The 19,711-nt window shown below is 63.9% G+C and carries 16 protein-coding genes and 3 tRNA genes; 7 read left to right on the plus strand and 12 right to left on the minus strand.

Annotation, left to right across the window (positions count from 1 at the left end):
• Nucleotides 1-22 precede the first annotated feature (22 nt).
• Both CXG43_RS19285 and CXG43_RS09930 read left to right on the plus strand, forming a co-directional pair.
• Nucleotides 23-5,617 (plus strand): hypothetical protein, encoded by a 5,595-nt coding sequence (locus CXG43_RS19285; RefSeq protein WP_232767717.1) that lies wholly within the window; start codon nt 23-25, stop codon nt 5,615-5,617.
• 54 nt (nt 5,618-5,671) lie between these two features.
• The gene (locus CXG43_RS09930; RefSeq protein WP_101099826.1) at nt 5,672-6,127 is read left to right on the plus strand and encodes a hypothetical protein; all 456 of its coding nucleotides are present in this window, start codon (nt 5,672-5,674) and stop codon (nt 6,125-6,127) included.
• Between the two features lie 14 nt (nt 6,128-6,141).
• Here CXG43_RS09930 and CXG43_RS09935 read toward each other — a convergent pair whose 3' ends face one another.
• Entirely contained in the window at nt 6,142-6,807 is a 666-nt protein-coding gene (locus tag CXG43_RS09935) for an SOS response-associated peptidase (RefSeq protein WP_101099827.1), read from the minus strand.
• Nucleotides 6,808-6,920: 113 nt separating this feature from the next.
• Between CXG43_RS09935 and CXG43_RS09940 the strand changes: the two genes are divergently transcribed.
• The 3 genes from CXG43_RS09940 to CXG43_RS09950 all read left to right on the plus strand — a co-directional run bounded on the left by CXG43_RS09940 (nt 6,921) and on the right by CXG43_RS09950 (nt 8,462).
• Nucleotides 6,921-7,331 (plus strand): BLUF domain-containing protein, encoded by a 411-nt coding sequence (locus CXG43_RS09940; RefSeq protein ID WP_101099828.1) that lies wholly within the window; start codon nt 6,921-6,923, stop codon nt 7,329-7,331.
• Between the two features lie 267 nt (nt 7,332-7,598).
• Nucleotides 7,599-8,042, plus strand: coding sequence for a BLUF domain-containing protein (locus CXG43_RS09945; protein WP_101099829.1), 444 nt, complete (start codon nt 7,599-7,601; stop codon nt 8,040-8,042).
• 84 nt (nt 8,043-8,126) lie between these two features.
• Complete coding sequence (locus tag CXG43_RS09950) at nt 8,127-8,462, plus strand: hypothetical protein (RefSeq protein ID WP_101116699.1); 336 nt, start codon at nt 8,127-8,129, stop codon at nt 8,460-8,462.
• A 426-nt stretch (nt 8,463-8,888) separates the two neighbouring features.
• Here the strand turns inward: CXG43_RS09950 and CXG43_RS09960 are convergent, their stop codons facing one another.
• Complete coding sequence (locus CXG43_RS09960; RefSeq protein ID WP_101116085.1) at nt 8,889-10,013, minus strand: hypothetical protein; 1,125 nt, start codon at nt 10,011-10,013, stop codon at nt 8,889-8,891.
• 800 nt (nt 10,014-10,813) lie between these two features.
• On the opposite strand from CXG43_RS09960, the gene CXG43_RS09965 reads away from it, so the two are divergent.
• Nucleotides 10,814-11,737 (plus strand): hypothetical protein, encoded by a 924-nt coding sequence (locus tag CXG43_RS09965; protein WP_157824977.1) that lies wholly within the window; start codon nt 10,814-10,816, stop codon nt 11,735-11,737.
• Nucleotides 11,738-11,772: 35 nt separating this feature from the next.
• On the opposite strand, the gene CXG43_RS09970 is transcribed toward CXG43_RS09965, so the two are convergent.
• Entirely contained in the window at nt 11,773-12,930 is a 1,158-nt protein-coding gene (locus CXG43_RS09970) for a site-specific integrase (RefSeq protein ID WP_232767721.1), read from the minus strand.
• A gap of 316 nt (nt 12,931-13,246) precedes the next feature.
• The gene (locus CXG43_RS09975; RefSeq protein WP_101099835.1) at nt 13,247-13,948 is read right to left on the minus strand and encodes a pirin family protein; all 702 of its coding nucleotides are present in this window, start codon (nt 13,946-13,948) and stop codon (nt 13,247-13,249) included.
• A gap of 140 nt (nt 13,949-14,088) precedes the next feature.
• Here CXG43_RS09975 and CXG43_RS09980 point away from each other — a divergent pair, with 140 nt between their 5' ends.
• Entirely contained in the window at nt 14,089-15,003 is a 915-nt protein-coding gene (locus CXG43_RS09980) for a LysR family transcriptional regulator (RefSeq protein WP_101099836.1), read from the plus strand.
• Between the two features lie 93 nt (nt 15,004-15,096).
• Here the strand turns inward: CXG43_RS09980 and CXG43_RS09985 are convergent.
• The 8 genes from CXG43_RS09985 to CXG43_RS10020 form a co-directional block, all read right to left on the minus strand.
• Nucleotides 15,097-15,173 (minus strand) — tRNA-Arg (locus CXG43_RS09985).
• 54 nt (nt 15,174-15,227) lie between these two features.
• Nucleotides 15,228-15,304: transfer RNA gene (locus CXG43_RS09990), tRNA-Arg, on the minus strand.
• Between the two features lie 56 nt (nt 15,305-15,360).
• A tRNA-Arg gene (locus CXG43_RS09995) sits at nt 15,361-15,437 on the minus strand.
• 63 nt (nt 15,438-15,500) lie between these two features.
• Nucleotides 15,501-16,355, minus strand: coding sequence for an alpha/beta fold hydrolase (locus CXG43_RS10000; protein WP_101099837.1), 855 nt, complete (start codon nt 16,353-16,355; stop codon nt 15,501-15,503).
• Nucleotides 16,352-17,161, minus strand: a complete 810-nt coding sequence (gene thiD, locus CXG43_RS10005; protein ID WP_101099838.1) for a bifunctional hydroxymethylpyrimidine kinase/phosphomethylpyrimidine kinase — start codon at nt 17,159-17,161, stop codon at nt 16,352-16,354. Before thiD ends, CXG43_RS10000 begins: the two co-directional genes overlap by 4 nt.
• Nucleotides 17,162-17,211: 50 nt before the next feature.
• Complete coding sequence (locus CXG43_RS10010; protein ID WP_101099839.1) at nt 17,212-17,706, minus strand: hypothetical protein; 495 nt, start codon at nt 17,704-17,706, stop codon at nt 17,212-17,214.
• Nucleotides 17,703-19,100, minus strand: coding sequence for a PhoH family protein (locus CXG43_RS10015; RefSeq protein WP_101099871.1), 1,398 nt, complete (start codon nt 19,098-19,100; stop codon nt 17,703-17,705). The genes CXG43_RS10010 and CXG43_RS10015 overlap by 4 nt, the downstream gene beginning before the upstream one ends.
• An 85-nt stretch (nt 19,101-19,185) precedes the next feature.
• Nucleotides 19,186-19,665 carry a peroxiredoxin gene (locus CXG43_RS10020; RefSeq protein ID WP_101099840.1) on the minus strand — a complete coding sequence of 160 codons (480 nt, stop codon included), beginning with the start codon at nt 19,663-19,665 and terminating at the stop codon, nt 19,186-19,188.
• Nucleotides 19,666-19,711 lie beyond the last annotated feature (46 nt).

A 19,711-nucleotide genomic window follows, 5' to 3' on the forward strand; every position in this document is an offset into this window, starting at 1 on the left:
GTACGTGAAGACCGGCGAGTACGTGCGGGATCCGAACGAATCCCTGCTGCAGACCCGGCCGGTGGCCAGCGACCTGAAGATCACCGAGCGCCAGGTGGTGCAGGGCGACACCGAGTACACCGAGCTGCAGGCCAGCTTCGCCATCACCGGCCCGGTGGGCGACACCGTGGTGCTTTCCGATCTGGACGGCAATGCGGCGCTCGAGGAAGTGGCCAGGACCGTCACCCGCACTGCGACGTGGCGCATCCCGGGGGCCGGCACTTATCCCGTAACCGTGCGCCCCTACAGCCCGGACGGCAGCGCCGGCGTGGCGGCCTCGGTGATCTACACGACCCGGGGCGCCGACGCGCCGCCGGTGCTGGTGGACTTGTTCGACGTTGAGCAGCTGAGCGGCGGTGTACGCCGCTATACCTGGGGCTTCTTCAGCGACACCATCCAGTCGGCCAACTTTGCCGGCGTGGAGATCCGCTACATCGCCGGCACGCACGCGGCACCGGCGTGGGATGAAATGACCCCGCTGGGCGACGACGGCTATCACGCGTCTGCCTTCGAGGCTGTCCTGCCGCCGGCGGGCGAGTGGACCTTCGCCTGCCGGTCGCGCAACACCGCTGGCACCTTGTCCACCGGCATGCAGGTGCTGGCCAAGACCCTGCCGGCGAACCTGGGCGAGGTCATCGGCGGTATCGAGGACTCGCTCGAGGAGCAGATCCAGAAGCAGGTCGAGCAGCAGCAGCAGATCGACCGCGATCGCGCTGACAGCATTGCGCGTGACGCCGCTGAGGCTGCTGAGCGGGCGGCTGCCTTCGCGCAAGCGCAGGTCAACCTGGTCAACGAATCGGCCCTACGCCTGGCCGACGTGCAGAGCGTCCGGGACCGGGTGGTCGCCGTGGCCGAGGACGTGGCCGAAGAAGAGGCCGCCCGGATCCAGGCGATGCTCAACGCGAAGCTGGAATGGAAGGCCGATATCGCGGTGGAGACCACTGCGCGGCAGAGCGATGTCGAGTCGCTGGCGCGGCAGGTGTCGTCGGTCGCCGCCGGCAGCGGCACGCAGTTCGACAGCAAGCAGGTGTGGTACTTCGACGCCACCGTGGAAGGCTGGACCGGCAACGGCACGCCGACCATCGTGGACGGCTGGCTGCGGCCGGCCAACCAGGCCAGCAATCCGTACATCACCTCGCCGGCCGCGCTTGCGGTGGACGGCGCGGCGTACCGCTTCATCAAGTTGCGCCTGCAGCGCGTTGGCACCCCAACCTGGCGGGGCCTGGTCCAGTGGATCACCAACGCGGACACCACCTGGAACACCGCCAAGTCGGTGACCATCCCGGCGCCGAACTTCGACGCCAACGGCATGGCCACCTTCGACGTGGACAACGTGCCGTGGAATGGAGCCTCGCCCGTCAGGCAGATCCGGCTGTCGCTGGCCAGCAACCAGACGGCGACCGCCTACCTGCTGTTCGATTACATCGCCATCGGCCGCCCGACGCCCGGCGCCAGCGTTGCGCTGGTCCAGCAGGAGACCTTGGCGCGCCAGACCGCTGACGCCACCGAGGCGACCCAGCGCAACACCCTGGCGGTGCAGTTGCGCGGCGACTACGCCGGCAACGACGCCGCGGCCGCGCAGGGCATGATCGGGCAGGTCAACTCGGCGCGGATCGAGGGCGACCGGATCATCACCGAGCGCACCAGCCTCATCGAAGGCCGCCTGCCGGCGGGCAACGGCCAGCTGGCCAGCCAAGCGTCGGTCAGCGATGTAGAGCGGGCCAGCATCGAGCGCGACAACGCCAACGCCCAGTCCATCACCAACGTCAAGAGTGGCTTGGACGGCGTGCTGCGCAGCTTCAATGCCATCCCCAATGGCGCATTCGACGTTGACACTTCCAGCTGGGCGGCTTCCGGCTCGGGGAGCAGCTTCAGTTGGGACCCGCTGGAGAAGGCGCTGCGCTCCGGCGCAGGGTCTATTCGGGTGGCGAACACGACGCCGATCACCATCAACCCCGGCGACGCGATCACGGTCAATTTCAGGACCAAGAGCAGCGACGACATCACGGGCACGGATTCGGTCACCGTTGGGTTCATTCCCAGCCTGGGGAACCCGACTGGGTGGGTGCAGAGCTGGTCGAACTGGATCAATGCGGTCGGCGGCGCGTGGGCATCGCGGTCCTACACCTGGACCGTTCCGAGCACCTTCAACCCGCAGCAGCTCTATCTGCGCTTTGCCGCCGGCAGCATCCGTCCGCTCACCAGCGCCTATGTGCTGATCGATGACGTGGTGGTGCAGACGCCAGGCAGCATCGGCGACCTGCAGACCCGGGTTGCGGCCAATGCCCTGTCCACCGCCGCGCTCACCACGGAGGTGACCAACGTAAAAGGCCAGGTGACGGCCCAGGGCGCGGCGCTGACCCAGACCCAGCAGGAGGTGGCGGGCAAGGCGTCCAACGCGGCCCTGCAGAGCCTGACGGGGCGTGTAGACGTCCACGATGGCCAGATCAGCAGCCAAGGCGCGGCGATGACTGCCGTGCAGTCGCAGTTGGGCAACATCGGCGGCGACAACCAGATCGGCAACAGCAGCTGGGACGGGACCAACGGGCTTGGGAGCAGTGCCGGCTGGACCTCCGGAAGTGGAGGCACAGGAAGCGCCACGATTGCGCGCACTTTCGTGGATTCGATTCTGCCCAACAGCACGAAGGCCTACCGTTGGGACATCGCCAACCTGCCGACCTCGGGTTACTACGAGACCGTCAGCAATGGAAGCGTTCAGCCTTCGCGCATCGACGCTAGCAAGAAGTTCGTGCTCACCGCCTACGTGCGCGGCACCCCTGGCGTGCGTGTGTTCCTGCAGATGCGCATCTTCAGGGCCGACGGCACGTCCGTATACAGCGGCACGCCCGGCGGCGAGCCCTACGTGGTCACCGAGAACTGGGAACGCAAGCAGCTGGTGGTGACGGCTCCGGTCGGCGCGGTCACCGTGCAGTGCTACGTGCGCGTGTACGGCGCCAATGTCCCAGACCAGTGGTTCGAAGTGGACAACGTCCAGGGGCAGGTTGGCGAGGTGGCCACGGGCTACGCGCCATCGGCGGGTGAGATCAGCAGTGGGCTCGCCGCCAATGCGGCCGTCACCAGCGGCCTCTCCACGAAGGTCACCAGCCTGGAGGGCGCCGTTACCGCTCAGGGCAACTCGATCACCAATGTGCAGGTCGATCTTGCCGCGGCCAACGTGAATCTGGACCGCGCGTTGCGCTCTGGCAGCAACATGGTCGTAGACGGCAGCTTCGAGCTGCGCCCGGTCGGTACTGTGATCCACTCCTGGGCAGTCAGCGTGGCCGGCGGCCGCACCGGGGCCAACGCACTGCAGCTGAGCTTCGCGTCAAATGTTCGAAGCACGCAAATCCAAGTCTTCGAAGTTCAGCCTGACCGCGTTTACTACTGCGAAGCGTGGGCCAAGCGAGTAGGCCCGGCAGCGGGCACGGTGCAGCTTCGTTTCCAGCTGAGCGACAACGGCGCGTTGCAGACCTACCCGCCCTTCCAGTCGTTGAACCTGAGTTCCATTTCTGAAACCGAGTGGACGAAGGTCAGCGGCTACTTGCGGGTGGCAGCCGGGAAGAACCGCGCGGTCCTGCAGTTGAACAGCGCAGCCGCCACCACGGCAGCCACGCAGCTGCTGTGGGATGACTTCGTGCTGATGGATGTGACAGAGGCCTACAACGCCCAGCAGACGGCCACGGCGGCGGCGCAGGCTACCAGCACGCTTGACGGCAAGGTCACGCTGATCGACAGCGTCGTCACCGCGCAGGGCCAGGCCATCACCACGGTCAGCGCCGCTGCCGGCGCCGCCGACGCGAAGGCCGGAACGGCTCAGGCTGCTGCCCAGGCTGCAGCTGACGCGGCCGGGGCCAAGGGCAAGGTGCTGTATCAGGCCGCCGCGCCGGCTGCGGCGGATCGGCTGGCGCAGAACCTGTGGATCGACACGACGGGCAATGCCAACACGCCCAAGCGCTGGAACGGCTCTGCGTGGGTTGCGGTGACGGACAAGGCCGCTGCCGATGCGGCTGCTGCCGCGGCCGCAGCTCGCTCGGTCGCCGATGCTACTGCCAGTGGCCTGTCGGCCACCAACGCGTGGGTACAGGCCGCTGACGGCGTGCTCAACGCGCACACCACGCAGATTAACCAGGTGCAGGCAGAGGTCGGCGGCAAGGCCTCTTCTTCGGCGCTTATCCAACTGGACGCCAAGGTCAGCGCGAACATTACCGGTGGCGGCAACCTGCTGACCAACGCGTCATTCTCCGAAGGCGGGCGCAAGCCGTGGGGCTTCCTGTGGAACGACAACGGCTTCTATCAGGAAATCGAAAAGAACTATCTTGACCCCGGATTCTGGCCCAAGGGAATGAACAGCTTGGGATTTCGTGGCCCGGGTTTCCCGCCCGCCGGGCAGAGCCGCTTCGGTCTGGTGGCGAACGAAAATGTGATTGCCGCACAGCCGGGCAAGCGCTACATCGCATCGGTGTACTTGAATGGCCATCGCTGCGCTACGTGCTGCTATCTCGCGTTCTATGACAATGCGGGCAACAACGTGGGCGAGTGGACCGACCCTGAGCGAGTCGGTTACTCATTGGGCGGCAGCCCGTCGTTGGCCGAAATGCCGCGCCAGTTCGTGTCACAGATCGCACCACCGACCACGCGCACCGTCCGCATGGGCTGGCGTGCCCGGGCTCACGCGGACTTCGGTGGCGATCCGTACTTGTGGGCTGTTCGCCCGATGTTGGAACAGGTTCCCGACAATCAGACCCAGCCGTCACCTTGGTCCGCTGGCGGTTCGGAGGACCATGCAAGCATCAACCTGATGACCGACGTGAACGGCAACGTCAGCGGCATGCAGGTGAAGAACAGCGGCACGACCAGCGAGATCAACCTGCTGGCCAGCGTGCTGAATGTCCTGAGCCCAGGCGCGGTTGACGGGCTGGAGCTGCGCGACGGCTATCTCCGTGTCTGGCGGGGCAACGTCCAGCGCATCGTGGGCAACGGGTTCGGCCCCGACGGCTTGATGGACTACTTCGGTCCCAACGTCGGCGCCGGCAATGCCAGCAAGGGCATTGCCACGATGTGGATGGACGTCAACGGCAATGCCTACTGGGGCGGCGCCTTGGCGGCCGGTGTGCGGCGCAATGCCAACCAGTCCACCAGCATCCAGACCGTGGGCAACAACGTCCAGGTGGGGCCTTTCGACACCAACGGCGGCAACAAGAACGTCGTGGTCAGCTTCCAGCGCAACATCAGCCGGACAAAGTGGGCAGGTGGCAACACCGGGTTCGTCGCCGGCGGGGGCTCCAACTACGCCGTCATCCAGGTGTTCCGCCAGGTGGAAGGGCAGGGCGAAGGCTTGTGGGTTCAGTTCACGGTGGGCGGTGACGTGAACATCTTCAACCAGCTCGACGGCAGTGACAGCGCCGAGTCGTACTGGTCCGGGTCGTACACGTTGAACGACCAGAGCGACGGCACCGCTCGCCGTACTTACCGGGCAGTGGTCGCCGACTACGGCGAGCGAACCGTTACCCACCAGTCGGGCTCCTTTGATACGCAGAACGTCACCCAGAGCCTGTCGCTGGTTTCCATCGAGCAGTAACGCTGCAGGGCCGCCGGCGCGTGCGCGGTCCATCTTTTCCAAGAGGTGGCACACATGAATTTCGATACCGTATTGAACCTCCGCACCGAGAGCGCTGGCCAGCGTGGCGTGGTCATCCTGCAGTTCGTCCCGCAGCAGGCCATCGGCACGCAGCAGCTCACCCTCTCCACTGCACCCGCGACCGCCGCAGCCATGGAGGTCGGCGCCCGCTACAACTGGACAGCCGTGAAGGTTGAACCAGGTGAAGGCGGCACCGGTGGCGCGTCGACCGCCATGAGCTTCGCGGCCACGTTGAACCAGCGTACCGAGTCCGCGAGTCAGCCTGGCGTGGCCACCCTGCAGTTCCTGCCGGAGGCCAGTATCGGGGCGCCCCAGCTGACCATGACGGTGCCGCTGGCCGTGTCTTCCCCGCTCGAGGTCGGCTCCACCTACCGCTTTGAGGCGGTCAAGGTCGAGGAGCCGGACGCCGAGGCACAGGCGCCAGCTGATCCGGTCGAAGAGGCTGCGTAAGGGCCTGGCAACGCCTACGCAACGGCCGCGAGCAAATCCGGCACGTTGTTCCTGGGCGAGTTGACCGCGCGACTGACGCGGTAGGCCTCCATCGCCGGAGCCTCGCTGGCCAGCAGCATCGCCAGGGCGTCGTCGGGTTCCGCGGCCATCCACTCGTCCACCTGGTCAGGTTGCAGCCACACCGGCATGCGGTCGTGGATGTCCGCTGACACGCCGCTGCTGTCGCCGGTGATGATGGTGAAGGTGCCGAGGTTGCCCTCGGCTAGGATAGGGCTGGTGTCTTCCCACAGGCCGGCAGCCAGCAGCGGCCCGGCCGCGTGCAGGAACCACGGATCCTTCTTCCCGTCCTCGGGGCTGACCGACCATTCGTAGTAGCCGGCCATGGGCACCACGCAACGGCGCTTCTTGAACGCAGTCCGGAACGCCGGCTTTGTGGCCACGGTTTCGATCCGGGCGTTGATGGTCGAGCCCTGCAGCCCCTTGGCCTTGGCCCAGAAGGGCAGCAGACCCCATGCCAGCCGGGTGACTTGGCGGCCCGTGCCGCGATCGAGGATGACCGACGCGCGCTGGGTCGGTGCCAGGTTGTGGCTGGGCGGCAGCTCGAGTAGGTCCTGCGCCAAGTCGGGCAGGCCGAGCTGGTCAGGTTTGAATATCGGGGTCTGGACGAATCGGCCGCACATGGCTCTTGTCTAACGCGCCGATTGTGAGCTGTCTGCGAAAGCATGCTGTAGCAGCCGTCACGACCGCATAGCTGCCGAGTGCGTATCGTGGAGGCCCCCCTAGGGAGGTGGTGATGCCAGTTCGAGCTCTGGTTTACGTGAGTCAAAAGTCCGAACGCTTGGGCGAGCACGACTTGGATGCACTTGTCTCGGATGCCGCGAATTTCAACGCGACAGCTGATGTCACCGGCATCCTCCTGTTCGATGGGCAGAGATTCCTGCAGTACCTAGAGGGGCCCGCGGCCGGCGTAGAAGCTGCCTTCCGGCGTGTATGTGGTGCCACCAGCCACAAAGAGATAATGCTGCTAGCCGGGGGGATCGTCGGCGCTCGCTTCTATCCGTCCTGGTCAATGATGCTCATCGGCGCTGACCGCTCAAGCCTCGGCCAGATTGCCTCGGGGGATTGGAACGGCTTCGTGCGGAGGGGAACAGTCGCGCGGCCCACTGCGGTGGATCACATGCTTACGCTTACCGAGAAGGCCTAGGCACGCTCGCTCATGCGCGAGCGATCAAGCCTTTTTGGGCTGGTTGCCAAGTCCGGCATTTGCAACCGCCTCCCGGGCGCCACAGCTCGGGCAGATGAGGATGACTCCCCCGGGGAGATGCCGGGCTGCATCTATATCCGCAGTCGTAATGATGACTAGTTCATACTAGGCACGAGCCATTAAATTGACCTCTAGCTTAACCACGGGCAGGCTCACAGCAAGCACAGGGGATTGTTGCATTTCGCTCACGCCAGCTCAGGGACCGCTGTGCCAATTCAGGCTATCTCGTACACCAGTCGGGCAAGCCCTGCGCTTGGGCTCGATGCCGTCGACCAGCTGGCGCGCTCTGCCGCAGCCTTCAATGTGCAAGCAGGAGTGACCGGACTGTTGCTTTTCGACGGCAGTCGATTTTTACAGTACCTCGAAGGTCCTCGAGACGGCATGGCAGTAGTCTTCGCCAGGGTGCAGAACTCCCGCTCTCACTTCGACTTGGCCGAGCTGGGGCGCGGCTTTCCTGGCCGGCGCTTTTTCCCGTACTGGTCGATGCAGCTATTGCCGGCGGAGCCGTCGGATATCCACGGCGTGGCCGACGCTGACTGGTCACGGCTTGTGCTGCGGAAGTCTCGGGACGAGGGAGAGCCGGAGTCTGGCGTTGAGCGTTTGGCGCGTCTCACGGTTCCCCACTGGGTCGACCGGCCCTTGGCCCCCTGAGGGGGGGCGGATGGTATCGGCCCGTGAGACTGGCCCGGCCTATGCTCCGGCCCCATGGATGCCGACACACAGACCCTGACATCGATGCCCGAAGGCTTCTGCTGGAAGCCGCGGTGCCGTCTGGACACGCTGCCGACGGGGTTATTCCTGCACGGGGTGCAGGTGGCCTCGATGCAGCAGCGTGTCGACGGGTCGTGGCTGGCTAGGCTGAATCCCGAGGATGGGCTGCATGCCCCGCTGCTGCTCAGGCCGTGCAGCTCGTTCGATGCCGGCCGGCGCGGGTGCGAGCTATGGGCCTTGCGCCATGAGCAGGTGCTGCGCCGGAAGGTGGCGAAGAAGCTGCAGTGGATCCAGGACCACGTCGTGCTGCGGGGCAGGGGGAAGCAGCTGGACCCAGGCGACGTGATGGGGCACCACTGACGCAGTCAGCTGCCGTTGCCTGCGTATCGGTTCATGCGACGGCACCTCATCACCATAGGTCCATGGCAAATACGAACATCAGCAAGGCGCGCTGGGCGCGCGCACGCAGTGCCTCGCTCGAAGAACAGGCCAAGTTGTTGGAGCGGGAGAAGGACGGAGGGTGGGAGGCACGTGCGCGGAGGCGCAGAAGCGCTGATCGCCTGCGGACCGAGGCGGCGACGATGAGGCAGATTGCCGCTCGCTTTGACCCCGCTGGCGCCTGCGAAGTGTCACCCTATGAGACTGTAACTATCTGATCTATATGGGCGTGGAAGGGCATGTTTGGCGCGGCCGCCGAAGGTCGGTTTTCCGCTCCAATCATCCGCTTAGCCCAATCAGGGCTGCTGCCTGGGGGGAAGACGTTCGAACTATGGACAGGTAGTTGTGTCAGAAAGGGAAATCAACCCACTCCATTAGCTCTGTCAGAGTTGATTGGTACTTGGTGTTACCTCTCGATTTATGTGCGCGCGCGAGCTGTTTTAAATGCGCGGTCGCTTTCGGCTTAGTATCTTCGGGCAGAGTCGGAAGCTCAAAGGTCAAGTACTGCGTTGCATTTGGCATTGCCTCGCTAGTTAGCACTTGCTTGAGAGAAGCGCTAAGCCACCCTCCAACCTGTTCAGGGCTGAGAAAGCGTGCTAAACCCTGGGTCTGACGGAAATCTCCATCGGTCCGTCCAACAACGTTGCCGATTAGGTAATCGATTACGATGCTCCGATCCTCCGACTCGAGATGCTCGATGTCAGCTGGGCGGAAGAAGGCCTCACTGAAAAGCATGATCTCCGCCTCGGCACCGTCATGTACAAGGTCTTTAAATTGCTTCGCTGCGGCTTGCTTGATCGCCAGCGGGGATTGCTCAACAGCTAGCCGATACGCTCCCGATATTCTTGAAAGAACAGAGCGATCGACCAAGTAGAGCGAATCATCGAGACTATGCTTCGTGTATGCGTCGGGCAGGACGCTGGCGATCAGTCTCTCAGTCTCCGATTGACGCATGGCGCGCACCAAGTGAACCAGGATCGGCATGCATCCACTGTCTGTCTCGATCTTTCTGAGTAGCTGGTCAGCAGTGAGTCCGCTTTGAGCACTGCGAACAGACGAGATCTCGCCGGCAATCTTAGTTACCAGCGCGGCAGAAATCATTGCATTGCTCTGGTCGGGCGCTGTTCCCTTATTGCGCAATATCCGACCGGGATGAATCAGGTTGCGGTAGTCTTTGATTGCGCCGCAAACCTTTCCAGTTGTTTCCGAAAGCTGTTTGGCACCCACGCATGCATCGATCGCTTGGTCAAAAGTCATGTTATGTGGACTTTTTTCCCCCTTCTTCGTTCCTACCCACTCCAGATGCTCAACCAGCAAGGCCTCAACGATGCTGCCAGCCAACACCAGAGCTGCTTTCCACGCCCCGCTTGATAGGCATTTTTCAAGCTCCTCGTGGTCATTCGTGAGCAGCTTTCTGTAGCTCTCCGTGGTGATGTAGTCAAAAGCCGGTTGCGTAAGTTCGTGCGTCGCCATCTCGGATAGGCTCACTAATTCGGAAATTCGGATGCGGGGCTAGTAAAAGCCAAGGGTCAGCGACTGCGGCTACGTCTGATACTGCCATATCCGAGCGCACGGAGGAGGCTGCACGCGGCGGGCGCAAAGCGCTTCGGAGCCGGGTGAGGGTCGCGGATCTCGAGCATGGATGCTGCGCTGAGTTGCCGTCAGGTATGCGATGCAGTACCGTTAAGCTTTGGTACGACACCGGACGTCAAATTGTCAATCCCTGCTTGGACTTCGTCTGGTTTTCTTCCGCCACATGACGCTCATGCTCCTGTGGCCGCGAATCCGCGTTCCCCCTACAAAGTGACAGTTGCAGACCTGGCGACTCAGCTTGTGGGCACGCAAGCAAGACGTCAGATTGTGGAGGGGCTTCTAAAGTATAGGGCTGGGCTTCACGCGGTGGGCTTGCAAGAAGGTTTCCAGTGGATTGATGGTAGCTTTTGCTCGGATGTCGAGATGCTAGAGGGAAGGCCGCCGGGAGACATCGACGTCGTTACGTTCGTAAGGGTTCCCGCTCACGTGGATCCAGGTCAGGTTGTGGCCGCTCATCCAGAACTTTTCGAAGCCAATCTTGCCAAACAAACATTTATGTGTGACGCGTATGTCGTGAGCCTTGATACGTCGCCTCACTTGCTCGTTGCTCAGTCCGCATATTGGTCTGGGGTCTGGGGCCACACGCGAAGCGGTGCGTGGAAAGGGTTTTTGCAGGTTGACCTAGATCCTGCCTACGATGGCGTGGCGTCCGGCTTGCTGGCGGCGAACGGAGTAGCCCCGTGAGAAACTCTGAGAAAGAATCAGTTCGAAGTGAAATTGCAGAGGTTAGCCGGCTTTTGGAGTTGGTCGGTGATGATGACGTCTTTTCAAGGCTTGGCCTTGAGCGGCGACGCCAGGAGTTGATCGCAAAGATCGATGCGGCGCCAGCGACGCACTTCCAGTCCCAGCTTACGTTCAAAGGATCACCGGTCGTCGGCACTTATGGCATATCGGCGGCATTCGGTGCAAAGGCCGTTGCTGCTTTCAGCGATGCAGTTTCGGCAGTTGGCGCATCCCTTCGAGGTAACTTGGCTCCGCGGGGGCCGGTAACTGCTCGAGAGGACTTCGACATGCTGATCACCGGGACTGCGATTGGTTCCTTTGGGTTTGAGCTGGAAGGCAGGAATCCGGCATTAATCGAAGGCGGCAACGTGGAAGACGCGGTTTCGAAGGCCATTGCGCTGTTAGAGGCATCATCGGTTGAAGAGGATGATGCTCTCGCCGAGGTGGCTGTTGATCTCGATCGCCGGGCTATCGTCGCGGTCCGCTCATTTGCTGATGTTCTAGCCGCCCACGGGGCTCTGTGCACCGTTGCTACAGAACGTAGAACCTTCACTTTTAACAATCATCTCGAGGTCCTGCAGAGTGTCGCTAGGCTTAGCGATGAGAACATCGTTGAGGCTGACGAAGTGCTGTATGGCGCATTGCTGGGCGTTCTTCCGGTCACGCGCTCAATTGAGTTCCGTACGGAAGTTGGCGAGGTGATCAGGGGTAAGGTAGACCGATCAGTAGGGGATCTGAGTGACCTCCATCAGACCCGGATGGTCCGCTCGTCGATCAACGTCAGGACTACCAAAGTTGGCGACGGCAAGCCGAAATACTTGTTCCTTGGCCGGCCGGTTCCTGTGGAAGGTGGGCTGCTTCGAGAAGACCCCGAACAGTAGGTTTCACGCTTACGGTCAAGTGCGTATAACCCGCTTCAATATCCGCAGTAATCAGCCCACGCCTCCATCATCTTGCGCCTTTTTTCGAGCATCGTGCCTCGCTTGTAGGCTGCCTTGGCCTTGTCTCGAATACGGTGTGCGAGCGCTGCCTCAGATAGGTCATCAGGAAATTCGGTCGTTTCTCCAGCCCAGTCCTTGAACGTGGACCGGAATCCGTGGACGGTAATATGGCCGAAGCCCATGCGTTTCAGCAGGGCTGACATGGCGTTCTCACTCAGTGGCTCCCCGCTCAGATCGTTGGGAAACAACAGCTTCCCGCTGGACCTCATCTCTGCGATTGCGAGGGCCGGTTTTGAGAGCGGGACCGTGTGCTCAACTTTTGCTTTCATCCTTTCGCCAGGCACGGTCCATGTTCCATTGGAAATGTCTAGTTCCGTCGGCACAGCCCCCAGCGTCATGCCCGTTCGTGCTGCTGTTAGGATCGTGAACTCCAAGGCACGCGCAGCCTCACCCTGGCGATCGCGCAGTTCGGCCATGAAACCGGGCAGCGCGGCGTAGGGAAGGGCAGCAAAATTCTCCACCTTGGTCACCGCGGTGGGCCTGGGCAAGATCATCGCCAGGTGTCCCTTCCACCGAGCTGGGTTCTCACCACTACGCTTGCGCTGGACGGTGGCGGCGTCAAGGACCGCCTCAATTCGCTGCCGCACCCGACTGGCGGTCTCGGTTTTAACCGTCCAGATCGGCCGAAGCACTGCAAGCACGTGATCAGTGTCGATGCGATCAACGCGCATGTTGCCGAGCAGGGGGCGGGCGTAGGCCTCCAGCGTGTTCGTCCACTGGTCGGCATGTTTGGGATTTGACCAGCCGGAGCGGCGCTCTTGGATATAGGCTTCTGCTGCCTCCCAGAACGTGGGTATCGCTGCCGCGACGACCGACGCAGCTCGGCGGTCAGCGAGGGGGTCGGTCCCAGCCTGTATCATCGTGCGGGCAGCGGCCGCTGCTTCACGTGCTTCGGCCAGGCCAATGACGTGCAGGGGCCCGAGACCCATTTCTGGCCGGCGACCCTCGAAGCGGTAGCGGAGCACCCAGCTCTTCGCCCCAGAAGCGGTGACCTGCAGGTACAGCCCTGCGCCGTCAGCGTGATAGCCAGGGTCAGTGATTGTGGCCACGCGGCGCGCCGTCAGGCGGTTCATCTTTACTGCCATTTCTTCCTCTACCCATCCATGTACCCGCCCGCCGGCCGCCGATTGAAGCGAAGGCTAGCGAATCTCTGCGAATAGTGAGACCTAGGCGTCTCAAGGGATGAGACCTGTTTGGCGAAGAGAAGCGGACGCCTGCGAAGGGCGCAGCCACGGACTCTCGCTCCGCCATATATGAAAACGCCCGCAGATACTGTCTGCGGGCGTTTTTTTTTTCGCTCTTGATGCCGCCTCGTCGGCTTCATGCTGCGCGACCGCCTGACCCGTCATGCCGTGTTGCAGGCCACGAGAGGTCAGGTGATGCGGAGCATTACAGCGCCAGGTCGAAAACCAGCACCTCGGCATCATTGCCGTTTTCCAGTGTCAGCTGGGATTCGTCGCGCACCTGTAGCGCATCGCCCGCTTCCAGGGTGATCCCGCTGACCTGCAGCTGGCCACGCGCGACCTGCACATAGGCGCCGCGACCGCTCGCCAGGGTGTGGTTGAGGCGTTGTGCGCCATCCAGGATGGTGGCGTAGATGCGTGCATCCTGGTGGATCAGAAGCGAACCTCCGGCACCGTCCGGCGAGGCGATCAAGCGCAGCTGGCCGCGCTTGTCCTCGGGGCTGAAGTTGGTTTCCTGGTAGGACGGCGCGATGTTCTCCTGGTCCGGGAACAGCCAGATCTGCAGGAAGTGCACCGTCTCATCGGCCGAATGGTTGAACTCGCTGTGGCTGACGCCGCTGCCGGCGCTCATGCGCTGCACATCGCCGTAGCGCAGCACCGAACCGGTGCCCATCGAATCCTTGTGCTCCAGCGCGCCGCCGAGCACGTAGGAAATGATTTCCATGTTGCTGTGGCTGTGCGTGCCGAAGCCCTGGCCGCCGATCACCTTGTCTTCGTTGATCACCCGCAGCGGGCCGAAGCTGGTGTAGCGAGGGTCGTAGTAATTGGCGAAGGAGAAGGTGTGCATGGAGTTCAGCCAGCCATGGTCGGCCTTGCCGCGGGTGGCGCTCTTACGGATCTGGATCATGGTGGTGCTCCTTGTTCGATGGTTTCGACGTGGGACCTCGTGGCCGTGCAGGCCTGTGGTTACCCGTCGCGAAGAAGTATCCGCTTGCCCTAGCGCTTTGAAAAACGGATAGTTTCGCAAGCCATCATCGAAAATTTCGAATGCTCAAGCTCAGCCTCGACGCCCTGCAGATCCTGGACGCCATTGACCGTCGCGGCTCGTTCGCTGCGGCCGGCAAGGCGCTGCACAAGGTGCCCTCGACCATTTCCTACACCGTGGCCAAGCTGGAAGAGGATCTGGGCGTGCAGTTGTTCGACCGGGTCGGGCCACGCGCGGAGATGACCCCGGCCGGGCGGGCGCTGCTGGATGAGGGCCGCCACCTGCTGCGGGCGGCGCGCGAGCTGGAGCTGCGGGTACGCCGGGTAGCCTCTGGCTGGGAGGCCGAACTGACCCTGGCGGTGGACTCGATGTTCCCGACCTGGCTGCTGGGCCCGGATATTCGGGCCTTCCGTGACGTCGCGGCGCAGACCCGCCTGCGGCTGATCGGCGAGGCCCTGTCGGGTACCTGGGAAGCGCTGCTGGATCGTCGCGCGGACCTGCTGGTGGGCGCGGCGGGCGAGGGCCCCAGCGGTGGGGGCTACGTGGTGGAGCCGCTGGGCAGCGTCGAGTTCGTATTCGCGATCGCGCCGGGCCATCCGCTGGCCGCAGTGCCTGGCGTGCTGCGTCGCGAGCAGCTGGTGGAGCATTGTGCGATCGCCGTTTCCGATTCGGCGCGTCGGCTGTTGCCGCGAACCGTTGGCCTGTTGATGGGGCAGGAAACCCTCAGCGTGCCGGACATGGCCAGCAAGCTGCGGCTGCAGCGCGAGGGCATCGGCTTTGGTTTCCTGCCGGCGCCGTGCGCGCGTGCGGCGGTGGACCGGGGTGAACTGGTGATCCGTGAGGTCCAAGAGCACAAGCCGGAGGAAACGTTCTGGCTGGCATGGCGCACTGGCGAAGATGGCGCGGCCCTGCGCTGGTGGCGCGAACGGCTACGCACGCCGGGCACGCTGGAGGCCTGGTGGCACGCGATGCGCTGAGCCCGGTAGCGCCGACCCATGTTCGGCGAGCGCAGCGGCAGGTGGCGCATGCAAAAAAAACAGCAGGCCGAGGCCTGCTGTTTCTTCGAATATTGGTGCGCCCGGAGAGATTCGAACTCCCGACCGCCTGGTTCGTAGCCAGGTACTCTATCCAACTGAGCTACGGGCGCACGGTGTACTGCCTTTTACTGCTGCATCAACGGCGGCGTTGATGATCGCGTCACTGGTGCGCCCGGAGAGATTCGAACTCCCGACCGCCTGGTTCGTAGCCAGGTACTCTATCCAACTGAGCTACGGGCGCATGTGACAGCGATTTTCCTGTTACTCACACCAACGGCGGGTTGGTGTTCCTGTTGATGGTGCGCCCGGAGAGATTCGAACTCCCGACCGCCTGGTTCGTAGCCAGGTACTCTATCCAACTGAGCTACGGGCGCCCTGCAACAGGAGCGGAATTATGCGGATTACCGCTGCATCCGTCAACGCCTTTGTGAAGAATTTCAGTCAAATGAACGCAACAGCGCCTGTGCAACCGCCTGCGGCGCCTTCATCCAGTGGAAGTGGTCGGCACGCGTGCGCAGCATGGCGGCATCCAGCACGGAGGTCGTCACCCGCACGTCGGGCAGCTTGGCCAGCAGGGCCTGCATAGATCCCGTAGGTGCCAGCCAGTCATCGGCCATCAGCACGGCGCGCGCCTGTCCCTGCACGAGCCGCAGCTGGCTTTCGAGGTCCTCGGCCATGCCTGCGGCGGCATAGCGGTTGCTCAGCCCCACGCGCGACCAATCCTGGATCAGGCCGCGTGCTTCATTGCCGCCAAAGCCGAGCCGGCGGCCTGGCAGCACGCCGTTGCGCCGCGCCAGCCAAGGCAGGAAGCGGTAGGCCAGTGGCAGCAGCCAGCCGCGCGGGGCAGGGAAGCTGCGCCACCACGGCGTTCCGCTGGCCACCAGCCACAGATGCTCGAAATCGGCGGGGAAACGCCCGGCATGCAGGCACGCCAACTGCCCACCCAGGCTGTGGCCGCCTACGATCCACGGCAGCACGCGGTCTTGCTGGTCATGTTGGAACAGCAGCTGTTGGCTGGCCGGCAGGTCCTGTTCGAGGATTTCCCGGTAGCCCCAATCCTGTATGCGCGAAGGCCGCAGCGAACTGCTGCCATTGCCGCGCCACTCATGCAGGTATACCGCGATTCCCTGCGCAGCCAGCGCCTGGGCCAACGGCAGGTAATGGCGCGCGGCCACGCCCAGCGCAGGCAGCCACAGCAGGCGCGCTCGCGGCTGCGCGGGCAGGCAGTGCAGCAGGGCGAAGGCGTGTCCGTCGGCCGCCCGCAGCGAGGTGCTGTGCGCGTCCAGGGTCATGCGTGGGACGCAGCGCCGAAGTGATCCAGCACCAGCACCGTGCTGCGGCCGGGCGTATGGCCCTGTTGCAGGGCGCGCGCCACGTAATCGATGGCGGCCTCGCAGGCGTTGGCCAGGCTCAGCCCGTTGCACAGCTGGGCGGCGATCGCCGACGCCAGCGTACAGCCGGTCCCGTGCGCGTCCACCGGCAGCCGGGCATGGATGAAGGTCTCGCTGCTCACGCCGTCGAAGAAGCGGTCAATGACCCGGTTGCCCTCGTGCAGGTGACCGCCCTTGAGCAGTACCGCACCCGCACCCAGGTCCAGCAGCAGTGCCGCGGCGTGTTCGGCGTCATCGCCGTCGAGGATGCGCCGGCCGACCAGCAGCTCGGCTTCCGGGGTGTTCGGGGTGACCAGCGTGGCCAGCGGCAGCAGGCGCGTACGCAGCGCATCCAGCGCGCTGTCTTCCAACAGGCGCGCGCCGCTGGTGGCGATCATCACCGGGTCCAGCACGATGTGCGGCGGGCGATGTTTCTCCAGTGCATCGGCCACGCAGTGGATCACCTCGGCGTTGGCCAACATGCCCAGCTTGACCGCATGCACGTCGAAATCATCGAAGCAGGCGGCGATCTGGGCCTGCAGGAACGCGATCGGTGGCACATGCACGGCGGTGACGCCGCGGGTGTTCTGCGCGGTAAGCGCGGCGATCGCCGAAAGGCCATGCACGCGGTGCGCGGCGAAGGCTTTCAGGTCGGCCTGGATGCCGGCACCACCGCCGGAATCGGATCCGGCGATGGTGAGGGCGGAAGCGGGCGTGTTCGGGCTCATGGGTCGATTGTAGGGCCCCGCCACGCCCGCCTGCGCGATAGCATCCGCCGCTAGCCCTGTTTGCCGCCGTTGGCATGGAACTCGGAGAACGTGCCGAGTTCCGGATCGAACACCGCGCCCCAGAACATCGACCCGCCATCGCAGGCGCGCATCGCCTCGCGTGCCGGGTTGAGGCCGCTGCCATCAGGCAGCTTGAAGGCATTGACGTAGATCAGCTCGCGGCCGTCGGCCTCGATCCCCACGTACTGCCGGTCGAAGTCCTGTGGTGCGCTTACCTGGCCCGCCAGCTGCGGCAACTGCGCCTCCAGCTGTTCGATCTGCACGCGGCTGGGGGCCCAGTAGCCGGTCACCCGGCCGGCATCGCGGCCTGGGCTGGGGCGCGAGCAGGTGTCCAGTACCTGCGCGGCCACCACCGGGCGGGTCACCACCCAGGACTGTCCGGTCTTGACCGCCGTGGGAATGCTGGGCGGACCCTGCACGGTGCTGCAGGCGCCCAGCAGGGCACCCGCAGCCAGTGGCAACAACACACGCGTCACTCGGTTCATAGCACCTCCGATGCATAGTCGGCCAGGCGCGAACGTTCGCCACGACGCAGCGTGATGTGCGCGCTGTGTGGCCAGTTCTTGAAGCGGTCCACCGCGTAGGTCAGGCCGGACGTGGTTTCGGTCAGGTAGGGCGTATCGATCTGTTCCACGTTGCCCAGGCAGACGATCTTGGTGCCTGGCCCGGCGCGGGTGATCAGGGTCTTCATCTGCTTCGGGGTGAGGTTCTGTGCTTCGTCCAGGATCAGGTAGCGCGACAGGAACGTGCGCCCACGCATGAAGTTCATCGAACGGATCTTGATCCGGCTGGCCAGCAGGTCGTTGGTCGCGGCGCGGCCCCACGAGCCGCCTTCCTGCGGCTGGGTCAGCACTTCCAGGTTGTCGGTCAGCGCGCCCATCCACGGCGTCATCTTTTCTTCTTCGGTACCGGGCAGGAAGCCGATGTCCTCGCCGACGCTGACCGTGGCACGGGTCATGATGATTTCGCGGTAGCGCTGCTGGTCCAGGGTCTGCGCCAGGCCGGCGGCCAGTGCCAGCAGGGTCTTGCCGGTGCCGGCGGTACCGAGCAGGGTGACGAAGTCGATGTCCGGATCCATCAGCGCATTGAGCGCGAAGTTCTGTTCGCGGTTGCGCGCGCTGATGCCCCACACCGCATGGCTGCCATGGCGGAAATCATCGACCAGCGCCAGGTTGACCGTGTCGCCGGTGACCTTGCTGACGCGCAGCTCCACCTCGTCCTCGCCGGGCAGGTAGACGTACTGGTTGGGATACCAGTCCTCGTCTTGGTGCGCTTCCACTTCGTAATGCGAACGTCCCTTGTCGCTCCAGCTGCGCAGGTCGTTTGCGTGGCGCTTCCAGAAGTCTTCCGGCAGTTCGGTGGCGCCGGTATACAGCAGGCTGAAATCATCCAGCGCGCGGTCGTTCTCATAGTCTTCGGACACGATCCCGGCGATGGCTGCCTTGATCCGCAGGTTGATGTCCTTGGACACGAATACCACCGGCACGTCCGGTGATTCCTCCTGCAGGGCGAGGATCGCGCCGAGGATGGCGTTGTCCGGGATGACCTTGCCGAAGCTCTTGCCGGCGTCGAAGTGGCTGGTCTGGAAGCGCAGCTTGCCGGCGCTGTGGATGCCGCGCAGCTGCAGGCCGTTCGGTCGCTGCAGCGGGATGCCTTCGGCCAGGTTGTCCAGCCCGGACGCCTGTACCAGTTCATTGAGGAAACGGCTTACCTGGCGGGCGTTGCGGCTCGCTTCGGAGGTGCCCTTCTTGCCATTGTCCAGTTCTTCGATCACCTGCATCGGCAGGTAGACATCGTGCTCCTCGAATTTGAACAGCGCGGTGGGATCGTGCATCAGCACGTTGGTATCCAGCACGTAGATGCGCTTGCCTCGGGTCATCATCGGTTCCTGGTGGACGGGCAGGGGAAAACCACCCCGGCCTGCACGCGGGCAGGGAGGTGGCGGACGAAGTAGGCGATGGGAGTCACTGTGCCTGGGCGGCCTTCAGTGCGTGGAGCACCGCATCGGCATGGCCGGCGACCTTGAGCTTGCGCCAGGACTGCACGATGCGGCTTTCCGGGGAAACCAGGAAGGTGCTGCGTTCAATGCCGCGCACCTGCTTGCCGTACATGCTCTTCAGCTTGATCACGTCGAAGGCGCTGCACAGCGCCTCATCGCTGTCACTGACCAGCGGGAAGCGGAAACCCTGCCTGGTGCAGAAATTGTCGTGCGATTTCACCGAGTCGCGCGAAACACCGAGGACCACCGCGCCGGCCTGCTCGAACTGCGGCAGCAGGGCATTGAAATCGAGGCCTTCGGTGGTGCAGCCCGGGGTGCTGTCCTTCGGGTAGAAGTACAGCACCAGCCATTGGCCGGCGAAGTCGCCGAGAGTGGCGTGGGCACCGCCGGACAGTTCCAGCGGGAGGGACAGGGTGGTGCGGTCCAGGGTGTCGCCGTTGTTCATGGGGTCCTTGCAGAGCCTGGGTGGAGCGTACATCGAGCACGCTCGA

It is taken from the genome of Stenotrophomonas sp. Bg11-02, from assembly GCF_002836635.1.
GTDB lineage: Bacteria > Pseudomonadota > Gammaproteobacteria > Xanthomonadales > Xanthomonadaceae > Stenotrophomonas > Stenotrophomonas lacuserhaii.

Coding starts and splice junctions, on each gene's coding strand:
- CXG43_RS09980 (WP_101099836.1), top strand. CDS start 14,089: ATGCTCAAGCTCAGCCTCGACGCCCTGCAGATCCTGGACGCCATTGAC.
- CXG43_RS09970 (WP_232767721.1), bottom strand. CDS start 12,930: ATGAACCGCCTGACGGCGCGCCGCGTGGCCACAATCACTGACCCTGGC.
- CXG43_RS10000 (WP_101099837.1), bottom strand. CDS start 16,355: ATGACCCTGGACGCGCACAGCACCTCGCTGCGGGCGGCCGACGGACAC.
- CXG43_RS09940 (WP_101099828.1), top strand. CDS start 6,921: ATGCCAGTTCGAGCTCTGGTTTACGTGAGTCAAAAGTCCGAACGCTTG.
- CXG43_RS09960 (WP_101116085.1), bottom strand. CDS start 10,013: ATGGCGACGCACGAACTTACGCAACCGGCTTTTGACTACATCACCACG.
- CXG43_RS10020 (WP_101099840.1), bottom strand. CDS start 19,665: ATGAACAACGGCGACACCCTGGACCGCACCACCCTGTCCCTCCCGCTG.
- CXG43_RS09935 (WP_101099827.1), bottom strand. CDS start 6,807: ATGTGCGGCCGATTCGTCCAGACCCCGATATTCAAACCTGACCAGCTC.
- CXG43_RS10010 (WP_101099839.1), bottom strand. CDS start 17,706: ATGAACCGAGTGACGCGTGTGTTGTTGCCACTGGCTGCGGGTGCCCTG.
- CXG43_RS09975 (WP_101099835.1), bottom strand. CDS start 13,948: ATGATCCAGATCCGTAAGAGCGCCACCCGCGGCAAGGCCGACCATGGC.
- thiD (WP_101099838.1), bottom strand. CDS start 17,161: ATGAGCCCGAACACGCCCGCTTCCGCCCTCACCATCGCCGGATCCGAT.
- CXG43_RS10015 (WP_101099871.1), bottom strand. CDS start 19,100: ATGACCCGAGGCAAGCGCATCTACGTGCTGGATACCAACGTGCTGATG.
- CXG43_RS09930 (WP_101099826.1), top strand. CDS start 5,672: ATGAATTTCGATACCGTATTGAACCTCCGCACCGAGAGCGCTGGCCAG.
- CXG43_RS09950 (WP_101116699.1), top strand. CDS start 8,127: ATGCCCGAAGGCTTCTGCTGGAAGCCGCGGTGCCGTCTGGACACGCTG.